14 protein-coding genes are annotated in these 16848 nt (G+C 64.0%); 11 read left to right on the top strand and 3 right to left on the bottom strand.

The window, feature by feature from the left end:
- The first annotated feature begins 39 nt into the window (after nucleotides 1-39).
- The 7 genes from ACW73L_RS11855 (at nucleotide 40) to ACW73L_RS11825 (ending at nucleotide 9480) form a co-directional block, all read left to right on the top strand.
- A complete protein-coding gene (locus ACW73L_RS11855) occupies nucleotides 40-990 on the top strand; it encodes a cytochrome c family protein (RefSeq protein WP_498922220.1) in 951 nt (316 codons plus the stop codon).
- A gap of 140 nt (nucleotides 991-1130) precedes the next feature.
- Nucleotides 1131-1907, top strand: a complete 777-nt coding sequence (locus ACW73L_RS11850) for an SHOCT domain-containing protein (RefSeq protein WP_498922219.1) — start codon at nucleotides 1131-1133, stop codon at nucleotides 1905-1907.
- A gap of 126 nt (nucleotides 1908-2033) precedes the next feature.
- A complete protein-coding gene (pta, locus tag ACW73L_RS11845; protein WP_498922217.1) occupies nucleotides 2034-4178 on the top strand; it encodes a phosphate acetyltransferase in 2145 nt (714 codons plus the stop codon).
- A 128-nt stretch (nucleotides 4179-4306) separates the two neighbouring features.
- Nucleotides 4307-5173, top strand: coding sequence for an isocitrate lyase/PEP mutase family protein (locus tag ACW73L_RS11840; RefSeq protein WP_498922215.1), 867 nt, complete (start codon nucleotides 4307-4309; stop codon nucleotides 5171-5173).
- 72 nt (nucleotides 5174-5245) lie between these two features.
- Entirely contained in the window at nucleotides 5246-5821 is a 576-nt protein-coding gene (locus ACW73L_RS11835) for a DOMON-like domain-containing protein (protein ID WP_498922214.1), read from the top strand.
- Between the two features lie 3 nt (nucleotides 5822-5824).
- Nucleotides 5825-7030: an exo-beta-N-acetylmuramidase NamZ family protein gene (locus ACW73L_RS11830; protein WP_498922212.1), complete on the top strand. Its 1206-nt coding sequence runs from the start codon at nucleotides 5825-5827 to the stop codon at nucleotides 7028-7030.
- Nucleotides 7031-8133: 1103 nt separating this feature from the next.
- Nucleotides 8134-9480: a choice-of-anchor D domain-containing protein gene (locus tag ACW73L_RS11825; protein ID WP_498922209.1), complete on the top strand. Its 1347-nt coding sequence runs from the start codon at nucleotides 8134-8136 to the stop codon at nucleotides 9478-9480.
- Between the two features lie 104 nt (nucleotides 9481-9584).
- On the opposite strand, the gene ACW73L_RS11820 is transcribed toward ACW73L_RS11825, so the two are convergent.
- Entirely contained in the window at nucleotides 9585-10745 is a 1161-nt protein-coding gene (locus tag ACW73L_RS11820; protein ID WP_498922207.1) for a dienelactone hydrolase family protein, read from the bottom strand.
- Between the two features lie 55 nt (nucleotides 10746-10800).
- Complete coding sequence (locus ACW73L_RS11815; protein ID WP_498922205.1) at nucleotides 10801-11100, bottom strand: hypothetical protein; 300 nt, start codon at nucleotides 11098-11100, stop codon at nucleotides 10801-10803.
- Nucleotides 11101-11471: 371 nt separating this feature from the next.
- Here ACW73L_RS11815 and ACW73L_RS11810 point away from each other — a divergent pair, with 371 nt between their 5' ends.
- Together ACW73L_RS11810 and ACW73L_RS11805 are read left to right on the top strand one after the other, a co-directional pair.
- Complete coding sequence (locus ACW73L_RS11810) at nucleotides 11472-12236, top strand: hypothetical protein (protein ID WP_498922204.1); 765 nt, start codon at nucleotides 11472-11474, stop codon at nucleotides 12234-12236.
- Nucleotides 12237-12373: 137 nt separating this feature from the next.
- The gene (locus tag ACW73L_RS11805) at nucleotides 12374-14488 is read left to right on the top strand and encodes a sodium-translocating pyrophosphatase (RefSeq protein ID WP_498922202.1); all 2115 of its coding nucleotides are present in this window, start codon (nucleotides 12374-12376) and stop codon (nucleotides 14486-14488) included.
- A gap of 138 nt (nucleotides 14489-14626) precedes the next feature.
- Here the strand turns inward: ACW73L_RS11805 and ACW73L_RS11800 are convergent, their stop codons facing one another.
- A complete protein-coding gene (locus ACW73L_RS11800; RefSeq protein WP_498922201.1) occupies nucleotides 14627-15004 on the bottom strand; it encodes a hypothetical protein in 378 nt (125 codons plus the stop codon).
- 460 nt (nucleotides 15005-15464) lie between these two features.
- Here ACW73L_RS11800 and ACW73L_RS11795 point away from each other — a divergent pair, with 460 nt between their 5' ends.
- Both ACW73L_RS11795 and ACW73L_RS11790 read left to right on the top strand, forming a co-directional pair.
- Complete coding sequence (locus ACW73L_RS11795) at nucleotides 15465-16127, top strand: RNA polymerase sigma factor (RefSeq protein ID WP_498922199.1); 663 nt, start codon at nucleotides 15465-15467, stop codon at nucleotides 16125-16127.
- The gene (locus ACW73L_RS11790) at nucleotides 16124-16843 is read left to right on the top strand and encodes an anti-sigma factor family protein (RefSeq protein WP_498922198.1); all 720 of its coding nucleotides are present in this window, start codon (nucleotides 16124-16126) and stop codon (nucleotides 16841-16843) included. Before ACW73L_RS11795 ends, ACW73L_RS11790 begins: the two co-directional genes overlap by 4 nt.
- The last annotated feature ends 5 nt before the right edge of the window (nucleotides 16844-16848 follow it).

Raw genomic sequence — 16848 nt, 5'->3', positions numbered from 1 at the left:
GTGGATCGCCGGCCGCGATCCATCAGCGGAGGTTCGTATATGGCTGCAGACACCTTGACCGGGCGCGGTCGAAACTCATCCAAGGTCGCCGTCGCGGCTCCCAGGCGGCGGCCCGTCATCGGCCTTCGTTGTTCCGCGCAGGTCTTCCTTGCCCGGTTTCTCCGGCTACTGGCGACGGGGGCGCTCGCCGCGCTGTGGGTCAATGGCGCCAGGGCCGTCGATTTGCCGGCGCCGGAGCAACTGGTGCGGGAGTCGGGCCTCGTGCCGCAGGCGATCGCCGTGATCGAGCCACACGAGTCGCGGGCGGGGCGCGAGGTTCAGGCGAGCTATACCGGCTTGCCGCTGGCGCCACTCCTGGACCGGTGGTTCGGTAGCCGTTGGTCGGCGCCGGAGGCCGAAGTACTCTTCACGGCGCGGGACGGTTACCGCTCCGCGATTGCGGCGGAGGCGCTGCGCAAGGAAAGAACCTTGCTTGCGTTCGCGCGCAGTGACGGCGCCCCGTTCGTCGTCGACAACGCCGAGCAGAACCAGACCGCCGTGCCCCTCGGTCCCTATTACCTGGTCTGGGACAATCTGAATGCGCCCGATCGAGCGACCCGCGGCACTTATGGCTGGGCGTATCAGGTCGTGGCGATCGACGTCCGCTCGGCGCAGGACGACCGTGCGTTATTGCCCCGGGAAGCCGGTGCGGAGATAGTCCAGGGGTTTGCGCACGCCAAGAAACACTGCCTCAGCTGCCATGCCGTCCGCGGCGTCGGGGGGCGGAAGTATCCTGTCGATCTGGGTCGGGCCGCGTGCCGCTGGGACGACGCGGCATTGAAGGACTGGTTGCGCGAGCCCTCGGCGCTGCGTCCCGGAACGACGATGCCGGCGCTGAACCGCGAACTGCCGGCCGCCGAGCGCGAGCGGGTCAGCGACGGCATCGTGCGCTATCTGCGCGCGGTCGAAAGGGAAGACGGGTCCTGTTCGACCATCGTCACGCCGCGCTGAGGCGCCATCATAAGGCGTGACCAGCCGCGCCAATCCGGCGGGTAAACAAGGGGTTTAGCGGCCGGCGCCTTGTTCGAGCCACGCCAAGGTGAAATGATGCCGCGGTGGTGGCAAAGCACTCGATAGCGGCGGTGATCCAAATGCAAGAACTGACAGCGCAGGGACAGGCAATTCTCCAGGAACTCGCGCAGCGTTACGGGGTCAGCCTGGACGCAGCGCTGACCATGCTGCGGGCCGTCGCCCAGGGGCACGGCACCATGGCCCAGTTCAGTCATCCGGAGTTCGGTGGCAGCGGCCAATGGATGCAGGGCGGCATGACGATGGTCGGCGACATGTTCAACAATGCGTTGAAGGCGCGCGTCGACGGGCTGTGCAGCGAGTTGTCGGGCTTGTTGGCAAGCCAGCCGTTATTCGCCCCGCCGCCGGCGAGTCAGTCGCAGCAACAGGGCGGCAGCGGCGTCAGCCTGTTCGTCACGGCCGCGGACGCGGGCGTCTGGTGGCCGGCCGAGTTCGGTTCGCCCAGCAGTGTCGGCGCACAGAACGACGTTCGCTATGCCGTGTTTCCCGGTGCCCGGCGCCTGGTCGTTGACCTCGGCGGCCGGGTTACGGTCTACGACACGCTCGATCACCAGATCGGGGGTGTTTCGCAGCAACAAGGTGGAGTCGCTTCCCTAACCTTCACCAGCCAGTACGGCACCGTGCGCGTGGCCGACCTCCCGATCGTGTCCGGCGAACGCGCCGAGTCTGCCGTCCCGGCCGCCGCTGCGATGGTGCCGGAGCCCGTACCGGAAGCGGGTTCGGGAGCGGGCGGCGATGTCTTCGGACAGATCGAGAAGCTGGCCGCGTTGCACGACCGGGGCTTCATCTCCGATCAGGAGTTCGCCCAGAAAAAAGCCGAATTGCTCAGCCGGATCTGAAGTCCTTCTCGGTATCGCCGCGGCGCGAGTCGCGCCTCGCCGGGTAGGCCGTGTTCCGGCGTCGCCCGCAGGCGTCCACCCCGTCGCCATGCTGCGCCGAAGTTCCGTTTCAGAGACACCAAACGCATGACGTCCTCGCTTTACATCAGCACCACCGGCGCCGGGTCGGGCAAGGCGCTGGTCGCCCTCGGCATACTCGATGTGGCGCAGCGCCGCACGCCCCGGATCGCGTTCTTCCGCCCCATCGCGGAGGGAGACCCCGGTCAGGAACGGGATGAGGACATCGATCTGATCCTGGGGCATTTCGGCTTGCCGCAGACTTACGAGTCCTCGTTCGGGCTGTCCGCCGCTGCCGCGATTGGCCTGCTCGCCGAGCACAAACCGGACGAGATCATCGACCGGATCATCGCGAAGTACAAGGCGCTGGAGGATACCTGCGACTTCGTGCTGCTCGAAGGGACCGATTTTCTGATCGAGACGACATCGGCCTTCGAATTCAACTTCAACCGCGAGATCGCCAAGAACCTCGGAAGCCCGGTGCTGGTCGTCGGCAGTGCCGAAGGGCGATCGGTTGAAGAGGCGCTGGGTTCGGTGGGAATTGCGATCGACTCGCACCGTTTCCGCGGCTGCGAAATTTTTGGCGCGGTCGTGACCAAAGCCGATCCGGCCGACGTCGAAGCCCTGGGAAACGGACTGCGCCAGCGCTACGGGCACGAGAACTGGGCGCTCGGCGTGGTGCCCTTCGACCGGACGCTGGGCAGTCCGCGGGTGGCGGAAGTGGCGGAGCAACTGGGGGCCGAAGTGCTTTACGGCGCAAACCGGCTCGATGCGCTCGTCTATGACTACCTGATCGCGGCCATGCAGTCACAGCATGCGATCGAATGGCTGCGCGACAATCATCTGGTCATCACGCCGGGGGATCGCGCCGACGTGATTCTGTCGATGCTGCAAGCCAATCAGTCGGCGAATTACCCGCAACTGTCCGGGCTGGTGCTGTCGACCGGCTTCAAGCCCGAGCCGTCGGTGGCCCGACTGCTGGATGGTCTGCCGGACCCCTTGCCGATCCTGTCGGTGAAGATGGATACCTATGTGACGGCGATGCGTCTGCAGTCGGTACGGGCTCGGCTGCGGTCCGGCGACCAGGCCAAAATCCGGCGCAGCATCGAACTCTTCGATCGTTCCGTGGACCTGGATCGATTGGTTTCCGCGCTGAAGGCGACTCGCCCGCAGGGCTTGACGCCGAAGATGTTCACCTATCTGCTGCTCCGCAAGGCTCGAGCCGATCGCCGCCATATCGTGCTGCCCGAGGGTGATGAACCGCGGATCCTCGAAGCGGCCGGCCACCTGCTCGCGAAGGATGCCGCGGCCCTGACCCTGCTCGGGTCCAGGGAAAAAATCGCGCAGGCGATCAAGAAGCACCGGATCCCTGTCGACATCAACCAGTTGAACATCATCGATCCGGCGACCAGCGATCGGATCGACGAGTACGCCCAGACATTCTATGAACTGCGTAGACACAAGGGTGTGACGCCTGAACTGGCCCGTGACTGCGTGATGGACGTGTCCTATTTCGGCACGATGATGGTCTACACGGGTGAGGCCGACGGCATGGTGTCCGGCTCCGTGCACACGACCCAGCACACGGTCCGGCCCGCCCTGCAATTGATCAAGACCAAACCCGGCTACTCGATCGTTTCGTCCGTGTTCCTGATGTGCCTCGAAGATGGGGTGCTGGTCTACGGGGATTGCGCGGTGAACCCCGACCCCGATGCCGAGCAGTTGGCGGAGATCGCCATCGTGTCGGCCGAGACGGCCCTGGCTTTCGGCATCGATCCCAAGGTCGCGCTGCTGTCGTATTCGTCCGGGACCTCGGGCGTCGGCGCGGATGTCGAGAAGGTGCGTGCTGCAACGGCGATCGCGCGCCGACGCCGGCCGGATCTGCTGCTCGAGGGGCCGATTCAGTATGACGCCGCGGTCGATCGCGCGGTCGCGGCTCAGAAGATGCCGGGCTCGGAGGTGGCTGGACAGGCGACGGTGCTGGTTTTCCCCGACCTGAACACCGGCAACAACACCTACAAGGCCGTGCAGCGCGAAACGGGCGCCATCGCCATCGGCCCGATCCTTCAGGGTCTCCGGAAGCCGGTGAACGACCTCAGCCGGGGCTGTACCGTCGACGACATCGTCAACACCGTCGTCATCACTGCGATCCAGGCCGCCACGGCGGAGCGCTCGCCAGCGGACAGGGCCGGGGAGCTGGAAGGCGGTTTCTGATCGGGCAGGTTCCGGCGCCGACTCGGCGGGACGGGGTCGCGTCGCCGTGCCGCCCCCTTGCCGAAAGCCGCCGCGGTTCGTATCTTCGTGTCCTCGCCACACCTCACGGCCCAGCCAAGGAACCCACGATGAATTCACCTGCGCAGCGACTCCGCGACTTGCTGCAATTGCCCGGCATTCTGACGATGCCCGGCTGTCATGACGCGATCAGCGCCAAGCTGATCGAACGCTCCGGTTTCGATGCCACGTTCATGAGCGGCTTCGCGGTGTCCGCGGCGCGCCTTGGCTTGCCGGACACCGGACTGATCTCGTATGCGGAGATGCTGGATCAGGGACGGGCGATCTGCGACGCCGTCTCGATCCCGGTTTTCGGTGACGGCGACACGGGCTTCGGCAATCCGATCAACGTGAAGCGAACGGTGCGCGGCTATGCAGCGGCGGGGTTTGCCTGTGTGATGATCGAGGATCAGCTTGCGCCGAAGCGTTGCGGCCACACCCATGGCAAGGCGGTCGTGGGACGGGATGAAGCCTTGATGCGAATTCAGGCCGCGGTCGATGCGCGCCAGGCGGGCGCGGACATTTTGATCATGGCCCGCACGGACGCCCGCGGCACCGAGGGTCTGGACGAGGCCATCACGCGGTGTCGCCAGTTCCGGGAGATCGGCGCGGACATCACCTTTCTCGAAGCCCCGGAGAGCGAGGAGGAGATGCGCCGCTATTGCACCGAGGTGGGCGGTCCCAAGATGGCGAACATGATCGAGTTCGGCCGGACGCCGCTGCTTCCGCCGGCCCAATTGGCGGCCATCGGGTACCGTATCGCCGTCTATCCGCTGACCTTGTTGAATGTGTCGATACTGGCGATGCGTGACGCGCTGGAGGCGCTCCGCAACGGGCGAGCTCCGTCCCGGTTGTTGAACTTCGAGCAGCTTACGTCGTGCGTGGGATTTCCCGAGTACTGCGCCGAGGAAGCCCGGTACAAAATCACCGAGCGCTGAGAAGCGCCTCCTCTACCTTAACGACTCCGCGCGCTGCGCCGAAGCCGCTGAACGCGGCCTCTCTCTTGAAATATGTCGACCGTCTCCTTGCAGTGTCATCCCGGCGCGCCCTGCCCCGCAGTGCGTGCTATCGACGTGACCGTCGCGTCCGACAAGGCGGGCGCCTGGCAACTGCAGTATGCCGTCCATGGCACGATTGCCGATCTGCAGCTGCCCGAACCGGCAATACCGCGGCGGGCCGACGGCCTGTGGCGTCACACCTGCTTCGAAGTGTTCTGGCGGCATGGCGGACAACCGCGTTATCAGGAGTGGAACTTTTCGCCATCGGGCGCTTGGGCCGCCTATCGCTTCGACGATTATCGGCGCGGCATGACAACGCTCGAAACCGCCGCAGCGCCCGGCATCGTTGCCCGTGCCGAGGCCTCCGAATTCCGGCTCGAGGTCGTACTGGAGCGGCCACCGTTCGCGGCCGATGCCGGAGCGTCCCTCGAACTCGCCTTGACGGCCGTCATCGAGGAGCGTGACGGGCGGCTTTCGTACTGGGCTCTGCGGCATGCGCCAGGACAGCCTGACTTTCATCACCCCGACGGGTTTGTGCTCTCGCTGCGACCGGACGACCCGGGTTGCGGCGCCATCTCGAGGATCTGACTCATGCGCTTCGGTATCGACCGCCTGCTGGCGGAATCGGATTTGCGCCGCCCGCTAGCCGGGCGGCGCGTCGCCCTGCTGGCTCATCCGGCCTCGGTCACCGAGACGTTCGAGCACTCGCTCGATGCGCTCGCTGCCACTGACGGAGTTGAGTTGACCGCGGCCTTCGGGCCCCAGCACGGCCTGCGCGGCGACAAGCAGGACAATATGGTGGAGTCGCCGGATTTCGCCGATCCGAACCTCGGCATCCCGGTGTTCAGTCTGTATGGAGAGGTCCGTCGGCCGACACCGGCCATGATGGACACCTTCGACGTGCTGCTGATCGACCTCCAGGATCTCGGCTGCCGCATCTACACCTTCATCACGACGCTGCGCTACGTGTTGGAGGCAGCAGCGGAGCATGGGAAGGCCGTCTGGGTTCTGGATCGGCCGAATCCAGCGGGTCGCCCGGTCGAAGGGCTGCGCCTGCGGGAAGGCTGGGAGAGTTTCGTCGGCGCCGGCGCGCTGCCGATGCGACATGGCCTGACCCTGGGCGAACTCGGTCAGTGGTTCGTCGACACGCTGCGCCTCGACGTCGATTATCGCGTTATCGACATGCAGGGCTGGCAGCCCGAGCAGAGCCCCGGTTTCGGTTGGCCGCTCGGGGAGCGCTCGTGGATCAATCCCAGCCCCAATGCCCCCAACCTGTGGATGGCGCGCGCCTATGCCGGCACCGTGATGCTGGAGGGCACGACGCTGTCCGAAGGACGGGGTACGACGCGCCCGCTGGAGTTGTTCGGTGCGCCGGATCTCGATGCCGTGGAGATCCTGGAAACGATGCGGGCTGTCGCACCGGACTGGCTCGCCGGCTGCCGGTTGCGGCCGTGCTGGTTCGAGCCCACGTTCCACAAGCATGCCGGTGCCTTGTGCTCGGGCCTGCAAATCCATGTCGATGATCCCGCCTACGATCACGCGGCATTTCGCCCGTGGCGTCTGCAGACTCTCGCCTTCAAGGCCATCCGCGGCCTGTATCCGGACTATCCGTTGTGGCGCGACTTCGCCTACGAATACGAGTTCGACCGTTTGCCGATCGACCTGATCAATGGCAGCCCCCTGCTGCGGGAGTGGGTCGACGACCCTCGCGCCGAAACCGGCGACTTCGATCGCCTGGCCCAGGCCGACGAGGCTGCGTGGCGCGAGGAGCGCATCCCCTACCTGCGGTACGGCTGACCGCCGTTCCATCTCCGCCTGCCGGCTAGCCGCCCGCGAGCTGGCCTGAGCCGGCGGGTGCCGGGCCTGTCGTCCTGGTCACCACGGGCCGGTTTCCCCTGCCGACTCGGGCGCACACGGCCTGGGCGTAACTGGCCCCCCTCGCCTCCATCCGCTAAGCACGCGCTCTGAAAGAAGGCGACCGCCCTCCGGCTGAGCCCGCGCTCTCGGCGGCCCATTCCGTCTCCGTCCCAATCCGGTCGCAACTGCGGCCAATCACAGGCAGCGCCGTGACGCCGTCGGCTCTCGGTCTCCTCGCGGCCCACTGATCACCGTTCTCTCCGAATGGGCTCGCTCTGTTCCTCGCTTTGCCCCTGCGGCAGCGACGTAGGTCCGATTAGCGCAGCGTAATCGGACGAATGGATCATGCATCCCCAAGTCCGTCGGTGGCGCGCGAGCGAGCCACCGACGGGAGCGTCGCGTCACGGCCGGCCTGATCTTCCCCAGTCCGTCATTCCGGCAGGGCATGCCGTGGTCCCGGTACAGAGCCCCTCCCATCCTTCGATGCCTTGCCGGCCGCGTACTTCGGGATACGGGGGATGCAAGCCGGACTGTGGCGGAGGTTGAACCTGGAAGCGGCGGTTGGTCGCGGGCCCCCTGACCGTTCAGGAGCTTGGTGCAATCTTGTGGGCGCGGATTCACTCGCGCGCAGGAGCTTGTGCATGCGAATAAATCCGCACCTATCCAGGTTACCAAAGAGGTTATTGCGTAGGGGCAATTCATGAATTGCCCCTACGGTGCCGAAGAGCCGGGCTAGAAACTTCGTGCCATTGCCCGCGCCATATTGCTTCCAGCGTCACCAGACTCAGTAGCCCATCCGCGGCGAACAATGTGATCACCGGTTTTTCGGGGGTGGGCGGAGCAGATCCGCATCAATTGCCCGTGTCGCGGTGATACCTCCGCTGAACTGTGACCCTGGTCACCATTTATTCACTTGGCTAGCTAAAAGTCCTTACTAGAGTTTGGTCATGCTCGGTTCAGTTCGATAACGGGTTAAACATAACCCATATCGAAAGAGCAAAAAGCGTTTCCGATTGATACATCCAGGCTCTATGGTGAATGAAATGAAAACCATGACTATGACCGCGATAGCATCAATACTGATTGCTACCGCGCCCATGGCGTCGGCGGTCTCTTTATCTGTGACGAAGCTGAATTATGCTGACCAACAGGTCTTTACGACCAGCGCAGCGAAGCGGTTGACGCTCAAGAATGTTGGAACAAAGGCTGAAAGTATCTCGACGTTCAAAGTGGTGAGTGAAAACTATCGCATGGTCACAAATACTTGCGGATCATCGCTGGCTGCAGGGCAGAGCTGCTATGCCAACGTGGCTTTTGCTCCGTTATCTGAGGGGGCGTTGACGGGTGGTATCACCGTGCGGACATCGCAGACCAATACTACCGTTACCCTGGCTGGAAATGGTATCAGCCCGCTGGCGGAAAAGGTCGGGCCGAAAAAATGGCATCCCGGTCACTACGCACAGTTACCGAATAAGATCGACTTGGCGGCCGTCAAAAGAATCATGCCGAATATCCCGCCGGTTATCAAGGGTGTAATGGTTCCGGTGGTCTGGAGCAAGATCGAGACCTCGAAAGGTGTTTATGACTTCTCTGTGCTGAAAGCCCAGTTCGACGTGGTCAAGGGGGCGGGAAAACGTATGGTGGTTCTGTTTCAGGATATGTGGTTTGACGACGTGAACCCGCAATGCGTGCCGGCCTACATGCTTGACGATCCGGTCTATGAGGGCGGTCAGCAGGTCGGTTTGAACGCTGAAGGTCAGCCCGCCGGCTGCGAAACCAAGCGCTGGGTGCCGGCCGTCATGGACCGCATCATCGCGGCCCATCAGGCGCTGGGCAAGGCTTTCGACTCGGATCCGATGTTCGAAGGTGTGACGACCGAGGAAAGTGCCGTGGTCGCTCCGAACGCGCGCGACTACGTCGATCAGCTGAAACGGTTGGGGAGCGCACTGCCGCTGGCCTATCCGACCTCGCTGACGAATATGTGGATCAATTGGCGGACCGCGCCCTACACGGCCGAGTTGATCGACCATCTGTATCGCAGCGGTGTTGGCTTCGGCGGCCCGGACACGGTGCCGACCACGCTGTACAGCAACGAGGCCTACCCCTTCTACCCGCAGTACGCCGGCAGGACCTACTCGCTGATGGCGGCGCAACCGACGCATCTGATCTGGAAAGCGAACCCGATCGGTGAAGGCCTGCTGACCCTGGACGACGTGTTCCACTTCGCGGTCAACGACCCGCAGGGCATCAACGCGACGCATCTTTTCTGGTGGTACTTCAAGAACGATAGCAGCCCATATGATTTCTTCGACACGGTCGACGTGATCAAGGCTAACGGCGCCGTCATCAACGATACCTGCCCGGAAAACCTGATCTGCAACACGCAATGATTGAACGATTGATCACCGCACGCTAGGGGCTGCCGGATCGACAGGGCGCAAGCGCCAGTCCGATCCCGCAGCCTCTGCCTTTTCCTGCCACGAGCCACCGGGCCCTACAGTGGCCAATCCTCCGACTTCCGCCACGCCCGCATCAAGCCGTTCGACGGCAAGGTCTCGTCCGTCAGCTTCCGGGCCGTTTCGGCACCGGCGACCGGCAAGCCCGTCGGATCGAGCAGGCCGATCTGCACCAACACGCTGGCCTGATCCCAGTAGATGTGTTCGTTATAGAGCTTGTCGCCACGAAACCGGACGATCGCGACCAGCGGGATCTCCACGTAACGGCCTGTCGGCGGGATGCCCGGCAGCATCCAGTCCATCTCGATATCGTGCGTGAAGCAGAACAGCAGTTCGTCGACCAGGCTCGTTTCCCCAACCGTTCGGGAGATCGGGACCAGACGCGTGTCAGCCGGCGTCTTCGGGATGAAATGGTATTTGTAGAAGCGCTTCAACTGTTTGTGGCCGACACCGCCGGTCATGGTCGGGATGTGATTGACGTAAGGGCTGGCAACCATCGTGGCCATCGTGGCGTCGACGTCGCGGGTCGCGAATTCGCAGGCGCAGTGCTGATCCCACAGGGCCGAGAAATCATGGTGCGGTCCCATCTGCCGACGCAGCAGCACGACGCTGCGCTGATGAGCGATCAGGGCCGAGGCAGGGTCATAGCCGACGTGCCCCTTCCGGAAGAAACCCGCTTCGACGTCCGGATAAACGTAGCGTGTCAGGTGTGGGCTGCCGTCCAGCGCAGACCGCAGCGGTTCCGGCGGATGACCCGGGTTGCCGGCGGTGTGCACGACGACCGGGACGCGCAGGCCGTCAATGTCGGTCGGTGCCAGCGCCAACAGGTCCGGGGTATAAGCCACGGCACAATCCACCCAGCAACGGGTCGCTGCGCGCAGTGCCGGCAGTCCGCCCTCGCCGAAGCCGAGGACGCCGATTCGTCCGATCGTCTCGGGCAACGCACGGAGTCCGTCCGTCAGCGCGCGTAGCGCATCGGGCGTCGTCGAAGCCGAGTCGACGGCGGCCGGCGACGCAAGCATCACCACGTAGCCTTCCTCGGCGAAGAGCCGAGCGGTGTCGTATGTCCCGCGTTGGTCGTCGGCGCGTCCGGGGCATACCAGGAGGCCCGGTCCCTTGCCGGCATCCGGCAGGAAAACGGTCGCCGTGATCTGCGAGCCGTCGTTCAGTTCGACGGTGAGGCTACGCCCGTTCGTCATCACAGGCTGGCCCGGCTGGCAAGGGAACCGCCGGCCGCGTGGTGCGATGCGCGCTTCATTTCTTGCCTCCGGCCTCGGTGCCGCACTGTTCGGAGGCCTCGGCGTATTTCGTTCCCCGGTCCATTGCGTCCAGAACGCACTGCCATTGCGCGATGCTCCGTTCCTTCTGAGAGATTTGGCAGCTGCCGATCAGGCGCTTGCGATCGCGTTCGTAGGTATTCGCCTCGACGATATATTTCTTCATCACGCTTTCGCACAGCGCAATGCGCTGCTGTGTGTCGGCATTCTCCGGCGACGGACCCGAACATCCGGCCAACACGCCTGCTGCGATGATCCCTAGCCCCTTTTTGTCCATGTGCGGTCTCCGAGATTGGTGGAAGGCGGGGCGCAAAGTCTAACTCACTGGCCAGCTCCTTGCGCGACAAATCACGGTTTAGATTGACATTCTGCCAGCGACCGAAAGCCCGTGCCGTCTCGCGATGCCCTGTCGACCCGACGCCTGCTCCAGCGCTGGCGTGGCGCCGCCATCGATCCGGCGGCCTGTCGTGTCGGTATGCGCCATGCGGTATGATCTGCCGGGGTCGGATGCGGTGATGGAGCAAGGCAAAGCCCGGCGCTCTACCCGATGGCTACCGCGCTCGCCGCATTGCGCCGGGGTTCGTGGCAGCGCGACCCACCGCTGCCGGGCGCGAATTTCTTGTCACCGAATGGAACGAGTGATCACCCATGGCCGTTTACCTGTACCTGTCATTGATTCCGGAAGCGCTGATCGCTTCCATGCTGCCGCCCGAGGAATTCGGCCAGTACTACGCGACCGGCCATCAGTGCAAGACGAAGGGGCAGGCGGTCTTCTTCGAGATCGACCCGGAGTTCCGGCATCCTTATTTCCCGATCGAGGCTGGGATCGCCCGCTGTGTGGCCCATCCGGACGGAAAGCCCAAGAACTCGGTCTACATCTCCGTCTATCGTGTGCTGGAACACCTCCCCGTCGAGGTCTTGGGCAAGCTGCATTTGAGTACCAGCTATGGCCAGACACTGGCCCTGGAAGCGCAGGAGCCTGTCCCGGAGCCGGAAGCGACGCGCCATCTATACCAGGATCTTGCGCCGGCGGGTGCGTTACTCGTCAGTACGCTGGATCCGGTTCGCTACTACCACGCCGTCGCCAACGAACCCACGAAATTCATCCGCTATCCGGCCTTGGCCTTCGTCGAACTCGGCCTGGGCGCGCTGGCCGAGGATCCCGAGTATGGTGCGATGGGCGATCTGCCTTACGACTACATGCATCCTTTGCGCGAAGCGCTGATGGTGCTGGAGCCCGGGGTCAAGGACACCAAGCTCGTCGCGCGGGCCCATTCCGCGGAATTTCCGTACCGGATGGTCAAGACCGGCTTTTTCGTCGGCAACGGGCCTCGGCTCAGCTACTACCCGATGCCGAAACCCGAAGTGCTCCGCCGGGACCACGCACGTTGGTGGCGTCTCGCCAATCTCTAGACCGTGCGGCCGGGACCGAGGCCGCGGCGGCCAAGAGCCCGCCGCTGGCTGCATGACCGAGTGCGGGCGGCGCCCGAACCGATCAACCCGATAATAAGGAGGAACTAGCCATTTCTGCGCAAACCACTTTTTCAGTCGTGATCGCCCTGCTGACCGGCCTGGCCGGTGTCGGCTACGTGGTGTGGCAATTCCGTCAGGTGCTCGGACACGGTCAGGGCAACGAACGCATGCAGCAGATCGCCGGCGCGATTCAGGAAGGGGCGTCTGCCTTCCTGGGCCGGGAGTATCGGGTGCTGGCGATTTTCGTCGCCGTCGTTGCGACCGTCATCGCCTCGTTTCTGAGTTGGCAGACGGCGCTTGCCTTCGTTGCCGGATCGATCGCCTCGGCCGGTGCGGGTTACCTCGGCATGTATGTGGCCGTCCGGGCCAATGTCAGGACCGCGGATGCCTGCAGCCATGGCCTACATGACGGACTGCGCGTCGCCTTCGGCAGCGGCGCGATCATGGGCATGTCCGTGGTCAGTTTCTCGCTGCTCGGGCTCGGTTGCCTCTATCTGCTGTTCCGGGGCGATCCGGGCTACCTGACCTACATCACCGGCTTCGGCTTCGGCGCCAGCAGTATCGCGCTATTCGCCCGGGTCGGCGGCGGTATCTACACCAAGGCCGCCGATGTCGGCGCCGATCTGGTAGGCAAGGTCGAGAAAGGCATTCCGGAGGACGATCCGCGCAACCCGGCTTCGATTGCCGACAATGTCGGCGACAACGTCGGCGACGTGGCCGGTATGGGGGCTGACCTGTTCGAGAGCTACAGCGGCTCGATCATCGCGGCGGCGACGCTGGGCGCGACCTTCGGCGGCGCTGCATCGCCCGCCTTCATCGGTCTGCCGTTCCTGGTCGCCGCGGTCGGTGTGCTGTCGGCGCTGTTCGGCATCTACATGGTCCTCGGCGACGGATCCGCATCGATGGAGACTGCTAAAGGCGGCGTCATCGGCGGTTTGCAGCAACGGTTCCACGCCGCGTTTCGACGCCATGTCGCGCGGATCGACGAGAACGCGACGCTGGAGGATCTGCTGAAGGCCTTGCGCCGTTCGGTGTGGGGCGCTTCGGCAGTCGTGCTGGCGTTGTCCCTCATCGTCGTGCTGGGGTCGGGCGTCAGCTTCAATTACTGGCTGGTGATCCTGGTGGGTCTCGTCGCCGGCAACGCGATTGCTTACGCCACCGAGTATTACACCTCGTACACGGAAAAGCCGACCCAGGGCATCGCGCATGCGACCCAGACCGGCGCGGCGACGACTATCATCCAGGGATTGGCCGTCGGTATGATGAGTACGGTCGCGCCGGTGCTGATCGTCGCCATCGCCATCCTGCTCAGCATCTGGCTCGGCATCAAGGCCGATGGTTCGATGGCGGCCGGACTCTACACCGTCGCGCTGTCCGGTGTCGGAATGTTGAGCACGCTGGGCGTTACGCTGGCCACCGATGCGTACGGGCCGGTCGCGGACAATGCCGGCGGCATCGCCGAGATGAGCCACCTGCCGGCCGAGATCCGGTGTCGGACCGATGCGCTGGACAGTCTGGGGAACACCACGGCGGCCACCGGCAAGGGCTTCGCCATCGGTTCGGCGGTGTTGACTGCGCTGGCGTTGATGGCGGCCTATGTGACTGCCGCGAAGATCGATAGCCTCAGCCTGCTCGGGCCGACGGTTCTGCCCGGCATCCTGATCGGGGCGATGCTGCCCTACCTCTTTTCGGCACTGACGATGATGGCCGTCGGCAAGGCGGCCTACCAGATCGTCATCGAAGTCCGCCGGCAGTTCCGGGAAATCCCTGGGTTGATGGACGGTGAGGCCATTCCGGACTACCGCTCGTGCGTGGGTATCTGCACCGAGACGGCGCTGCGCGAAATGATCATACCGGGCGCGCTGGCAGTGGTCGTGCCGCTCGTGGTCGGCTTCATTCTGGGCAAGGAGGCGCTCGCCGGGCTGTTGATCGGGGTCACCAGTTCGGGGTTTTTGCTGGCCGTGATGATGGCCAATAGCGGCGGGGCCTGGGATAACGCCAAGAAGTGGATCGAGGCGGGTCAATACGGTGGCAAGGGGTCCGATGCGCACAAGGCAGCGGTGGTCGGCGACACGGTCGGCGATCCATTCAAGGATACCAGCGGTCCGTCACTGAATATCCTGATCAAGCTGATGAGCATCGTCAGCCTGGTTTTCGCGTCGGCCTTCGGCCCGGGTTGGTTCAGTTTCTGATTCCGGCGCGGTTCGGGCGTTCCGATCGCTTCACTCTGCGAGGGCAAGCCAGGGCCTTGTAGGACTCCGGCTTGTCGTCTGCAGCCTCCCCCCTCGGCGGGGAGCACGGGGCCGTCGCCCCATGCTCCCCTGCAGCAATCAGCGCACGCGGCACTGCTCGGTGTCGGAGATCACCGTGCGGCCCTGGGCGTCGAGGATCTTGCCGACGACCTGACCGCCCACGATGAAGTTGCCGGGGATCTTTACCGCGCCGGCTTCGTTCGTGGCGCTGTCGAAATCGAACGCCACCTCATCGCCCACGGCAACCTCCAGGTTTGACGTCTTGCGGTTGTCGCCCGAAATGATACGGGCCTTGTGGCTTCCGGCGGGCAGATTGGCGCCATCAATCGAAACTTTCGACCGGTTTGCGCGCTTTTCACACGTGATCTTGATGACTGCGGCGCTGGCGTCGCAGGTAGCGAAGGTGAATGCGGCTGCGGTCGTCAGCAGGGCGAGGGTACGAGTCAGTTTGCTCATGCTAATTAGGCTCCAAAAAGCGACTTATTGTGTTTGACCGATGCGACTGCGGGTTTTGCCGTCGATCATCGGTGTCAGTCGGTTAATCCATGCGCTGAGCCGATTCGTTCAAAGGCGCGTCAGTTTTTTCCTGGCGACCGGTTACCCTCTGGTGCGGGAAGGCCTGATTTCTCGCTAGGGGTCTGGCGTGATCCGATGCGCTCAGCGCCGGATGGAGTCGTCCGCGGGTGCTGGCCCTGACCGAACGGCCAGTCGTAAAGCCGGTCACAGAGCCTGTTCGCTGGAACGGAGGTTGAAGCGTTTGGCCGTCTGCGTGGGGGCACACATGAATTGCCCCTACAGCCCGGGAAGAACGGCCTCATTGCGTATAAGTGATCCGAGGTCCATGGGGCCATGAACCTTTCCGACGGAAACCGGCATTTACCAGTCATGAACACCGTGATCGGGATAGAGGGACTGGATGGCTGCTGGATTGTTGGTCGAGATTGACGAGTTGCCGGGAATGTTGCACGCGCGTCCAGATCAACAGGTAAAGACGAGCACCAGGGATACGCGCTCGCCGGACGATGTCGCGTTGTTGGCGCGCATCGGTAATTCGGATAGTGAAGCGATGGAGGTGCTGTACCGGCGTTACTTTCCCCGTGTAGCCCGATTCGCCGGGCGGATGCTGTCGAGCCCCGAGGTGATCGAGGAAGTCGTCAACGACGTCATGTACGTGGTCTGGCGGAAGGCGTCCACGTTCAACGGGCAGGGACAGGTCTCCACATGGATCTTCGGGATCGCCTACCGCATCTGCCTGAAGGCGCGCGGTAATCTTCCCTCGGATGCACACATGCCGCTGGACGAGGCCGAGGACCTGATACCGGGAACCGCCGACCGTGGCCTGGACGCATTCGAACTGGCAGACTGGGTCGAGCATCTGTTTGGTCAACTGCCGCTGGAGCAGCGGGCGGTGCTGGAACTGACCTATCATCACGACCTGAAGTACGGCGAGATTGCCGAGATACTCGGTTGCCCGGAAAATACCGTGAAGACCCGGGTGTTCCATGCCAGAAAGAAGATCCGGGCACTGATGCCCGATGCCAATGGCGAAGCGGCTATACGACTCGGGGGGACGTCATGAAAATGCCTGAAATGCACGAACTGGATAGCCACGACGAGATGGGTCTGCTGTTGCCCTGGTATGTCAATGGCACGCTGGACGCAATGGAGTCAGCCCGGGTGCGGGCTCACTTGCGGGGCTGCAGCCGCTGCCGTGACGAAGTCGCAGCGCAGCGCGAGTTGCGCGCGCACCTCAAGGCGATGCCGCCGGTGTCGGAGATCGATACCGATCTCGCGCTCGGCAAGTTCATGGCGCGCATTCGCGAGGAATCGATCGCGACTCGACAAGCTTCCGCGGCGGGCGGGAATGGCTCCCGCAGGAGTCTGGGCGTCCTGCTGAACTGGTTTGTCCTGCCGGGACAGCGCCCGCTGGTGTGGGCGGGCGTCGCGGCGCTGCTCGCCCTGGCGATACTGCCTCTGGCATCCGACCTCGGTTCCCCGGTCGGCTCGAACGTCTTTCACACGGCGGCGAGTCCGGGCAGTTACGCCAGGTTCGAGGCAAACGATGTCCGCGTGGTGTTCGCACAGCCGTTGACGGCCGAGGCTATCCAGTCGATCGTGGAGTCGCTCCAGGGGCGCGTCGTGGATGGGCCCACCGGTCCCGGCGTCTACACGATTCGATTCGACGCACAGGATCCGTCCCCGGATTTCGTGGCGGAACGCCTGGATCGTCTGCGCGAGCGAGCGGATGTCGCCTTCGCGGCACCGGCCATCCCGGTTTCCGATCCACACCGTTGAGGTCG

It is taken from the genome of Methylolobus aquaticus, assembly GCF_054172105.1.
Note: the sequence above shows the minus strand (reverse complement) of the source record. Positions and strands in the feature narration are given on the sequence as shown.

What these genes read in the sequence shown, in the direction of transcription:
- ACW73L_RS11795 (WP_498922199.1), top strand. Translation starts at nt 15,465, where the DNA reads ATGGCTGCTGGATTGTTGGTCGAGATTGACGAGTTGCCGGGAATGTTG.
- ACW73L_RS11810 (WP_498922204.1), top strand. Translation starts at nt 11,472, where the DNA reads ATGGCCGTTTACCTGTACCTGTCATTGATTCCGGAAGCGCTGATCGCT.
- ACW73L_RS11800 (WP_498922201.1), bottom strand. Translation starts at nt 15,004, where the DNA reads ATGAGCAAACTGACTCGTACCCTCGCCCTGCTGACGACCGCAGCCGCA.
- ACW73L_RS11855 (WP_498922220.1), top strand. Translation starts at nt 40, where the DNA reads ATGGCTGCAGACACCTTGACCGGGCGCGGTCGAAACTCATCCAAGGTC.
- ACW73L_RS11830 (WP_498922212.1), top strand. Translation starts at nt 5,825, where the DNA reads ATGCGCTTCGGTATCGACCGCCTGCTGGCGGAATCGGATTTGCGCCGC.
- ACW73L_RS11840 (WP_498922215.1), top strand. Translation starts at nt 4,307, where the DNA reads ATGAATTCACCTGCGCAGCGACTCCGCGACTTGCTGCAATTGCCCGGC.
- ACW73L_RS11850 (WP_498922219.1), top strand. Translation starts at nt 1,131, where the DNA reads ATGCAAGAACTGACAGCGCAGGGACAGGCAATTCTCCAGGAACTCGCG.
- ACW73L_RS11835 (WP_498922214.1), top strand. Translation starts at nt 5,246, where the DNA reads ATGTCGACCGTCTCCTTGCAGTGTCATCCCGGCGCGCCCTGCCCCGCA.
- ACW73L_RS11820 (WP_498922207.1), bottom strand. Translation starts at nt 10,745, where the DNA reads ATGACGAACGGGCGTAGCCTCACCGTCGAACTGAACGACGGCTCGCAG.
- ACW73L_RS11825 (WP_498922209.1), top strand. Translation starts at nt 8,134, where the DNA reads ATGAAAACCATGACTATGACCGCGATAGCATCAATACTGATTGCTACC.
- pta (WP_498922217.1), top strand. Translation starts at nt 2,034, where the DNA reads ATGACGTCCTCGCTTTACATCAGCACCACCGGCGCCGGGTCGGGCAAG.
- ACW73L_RS11790 (WP_498922198.1), top strand. Translation starts at nt 16,124, where the DNA reads ATGAAAATGCCTGAAATGCACGAACTGGATAGCCACGACGAGATGGGT.
- ACW73L_RS11815 (WP_498922205.1), bottom strand. Translation starts at nt 11,100, where the DNA reads ATGGACAAAAAGGGGCTAGGGATCATCGCAGCAGGCGTGTTGGCCGGA.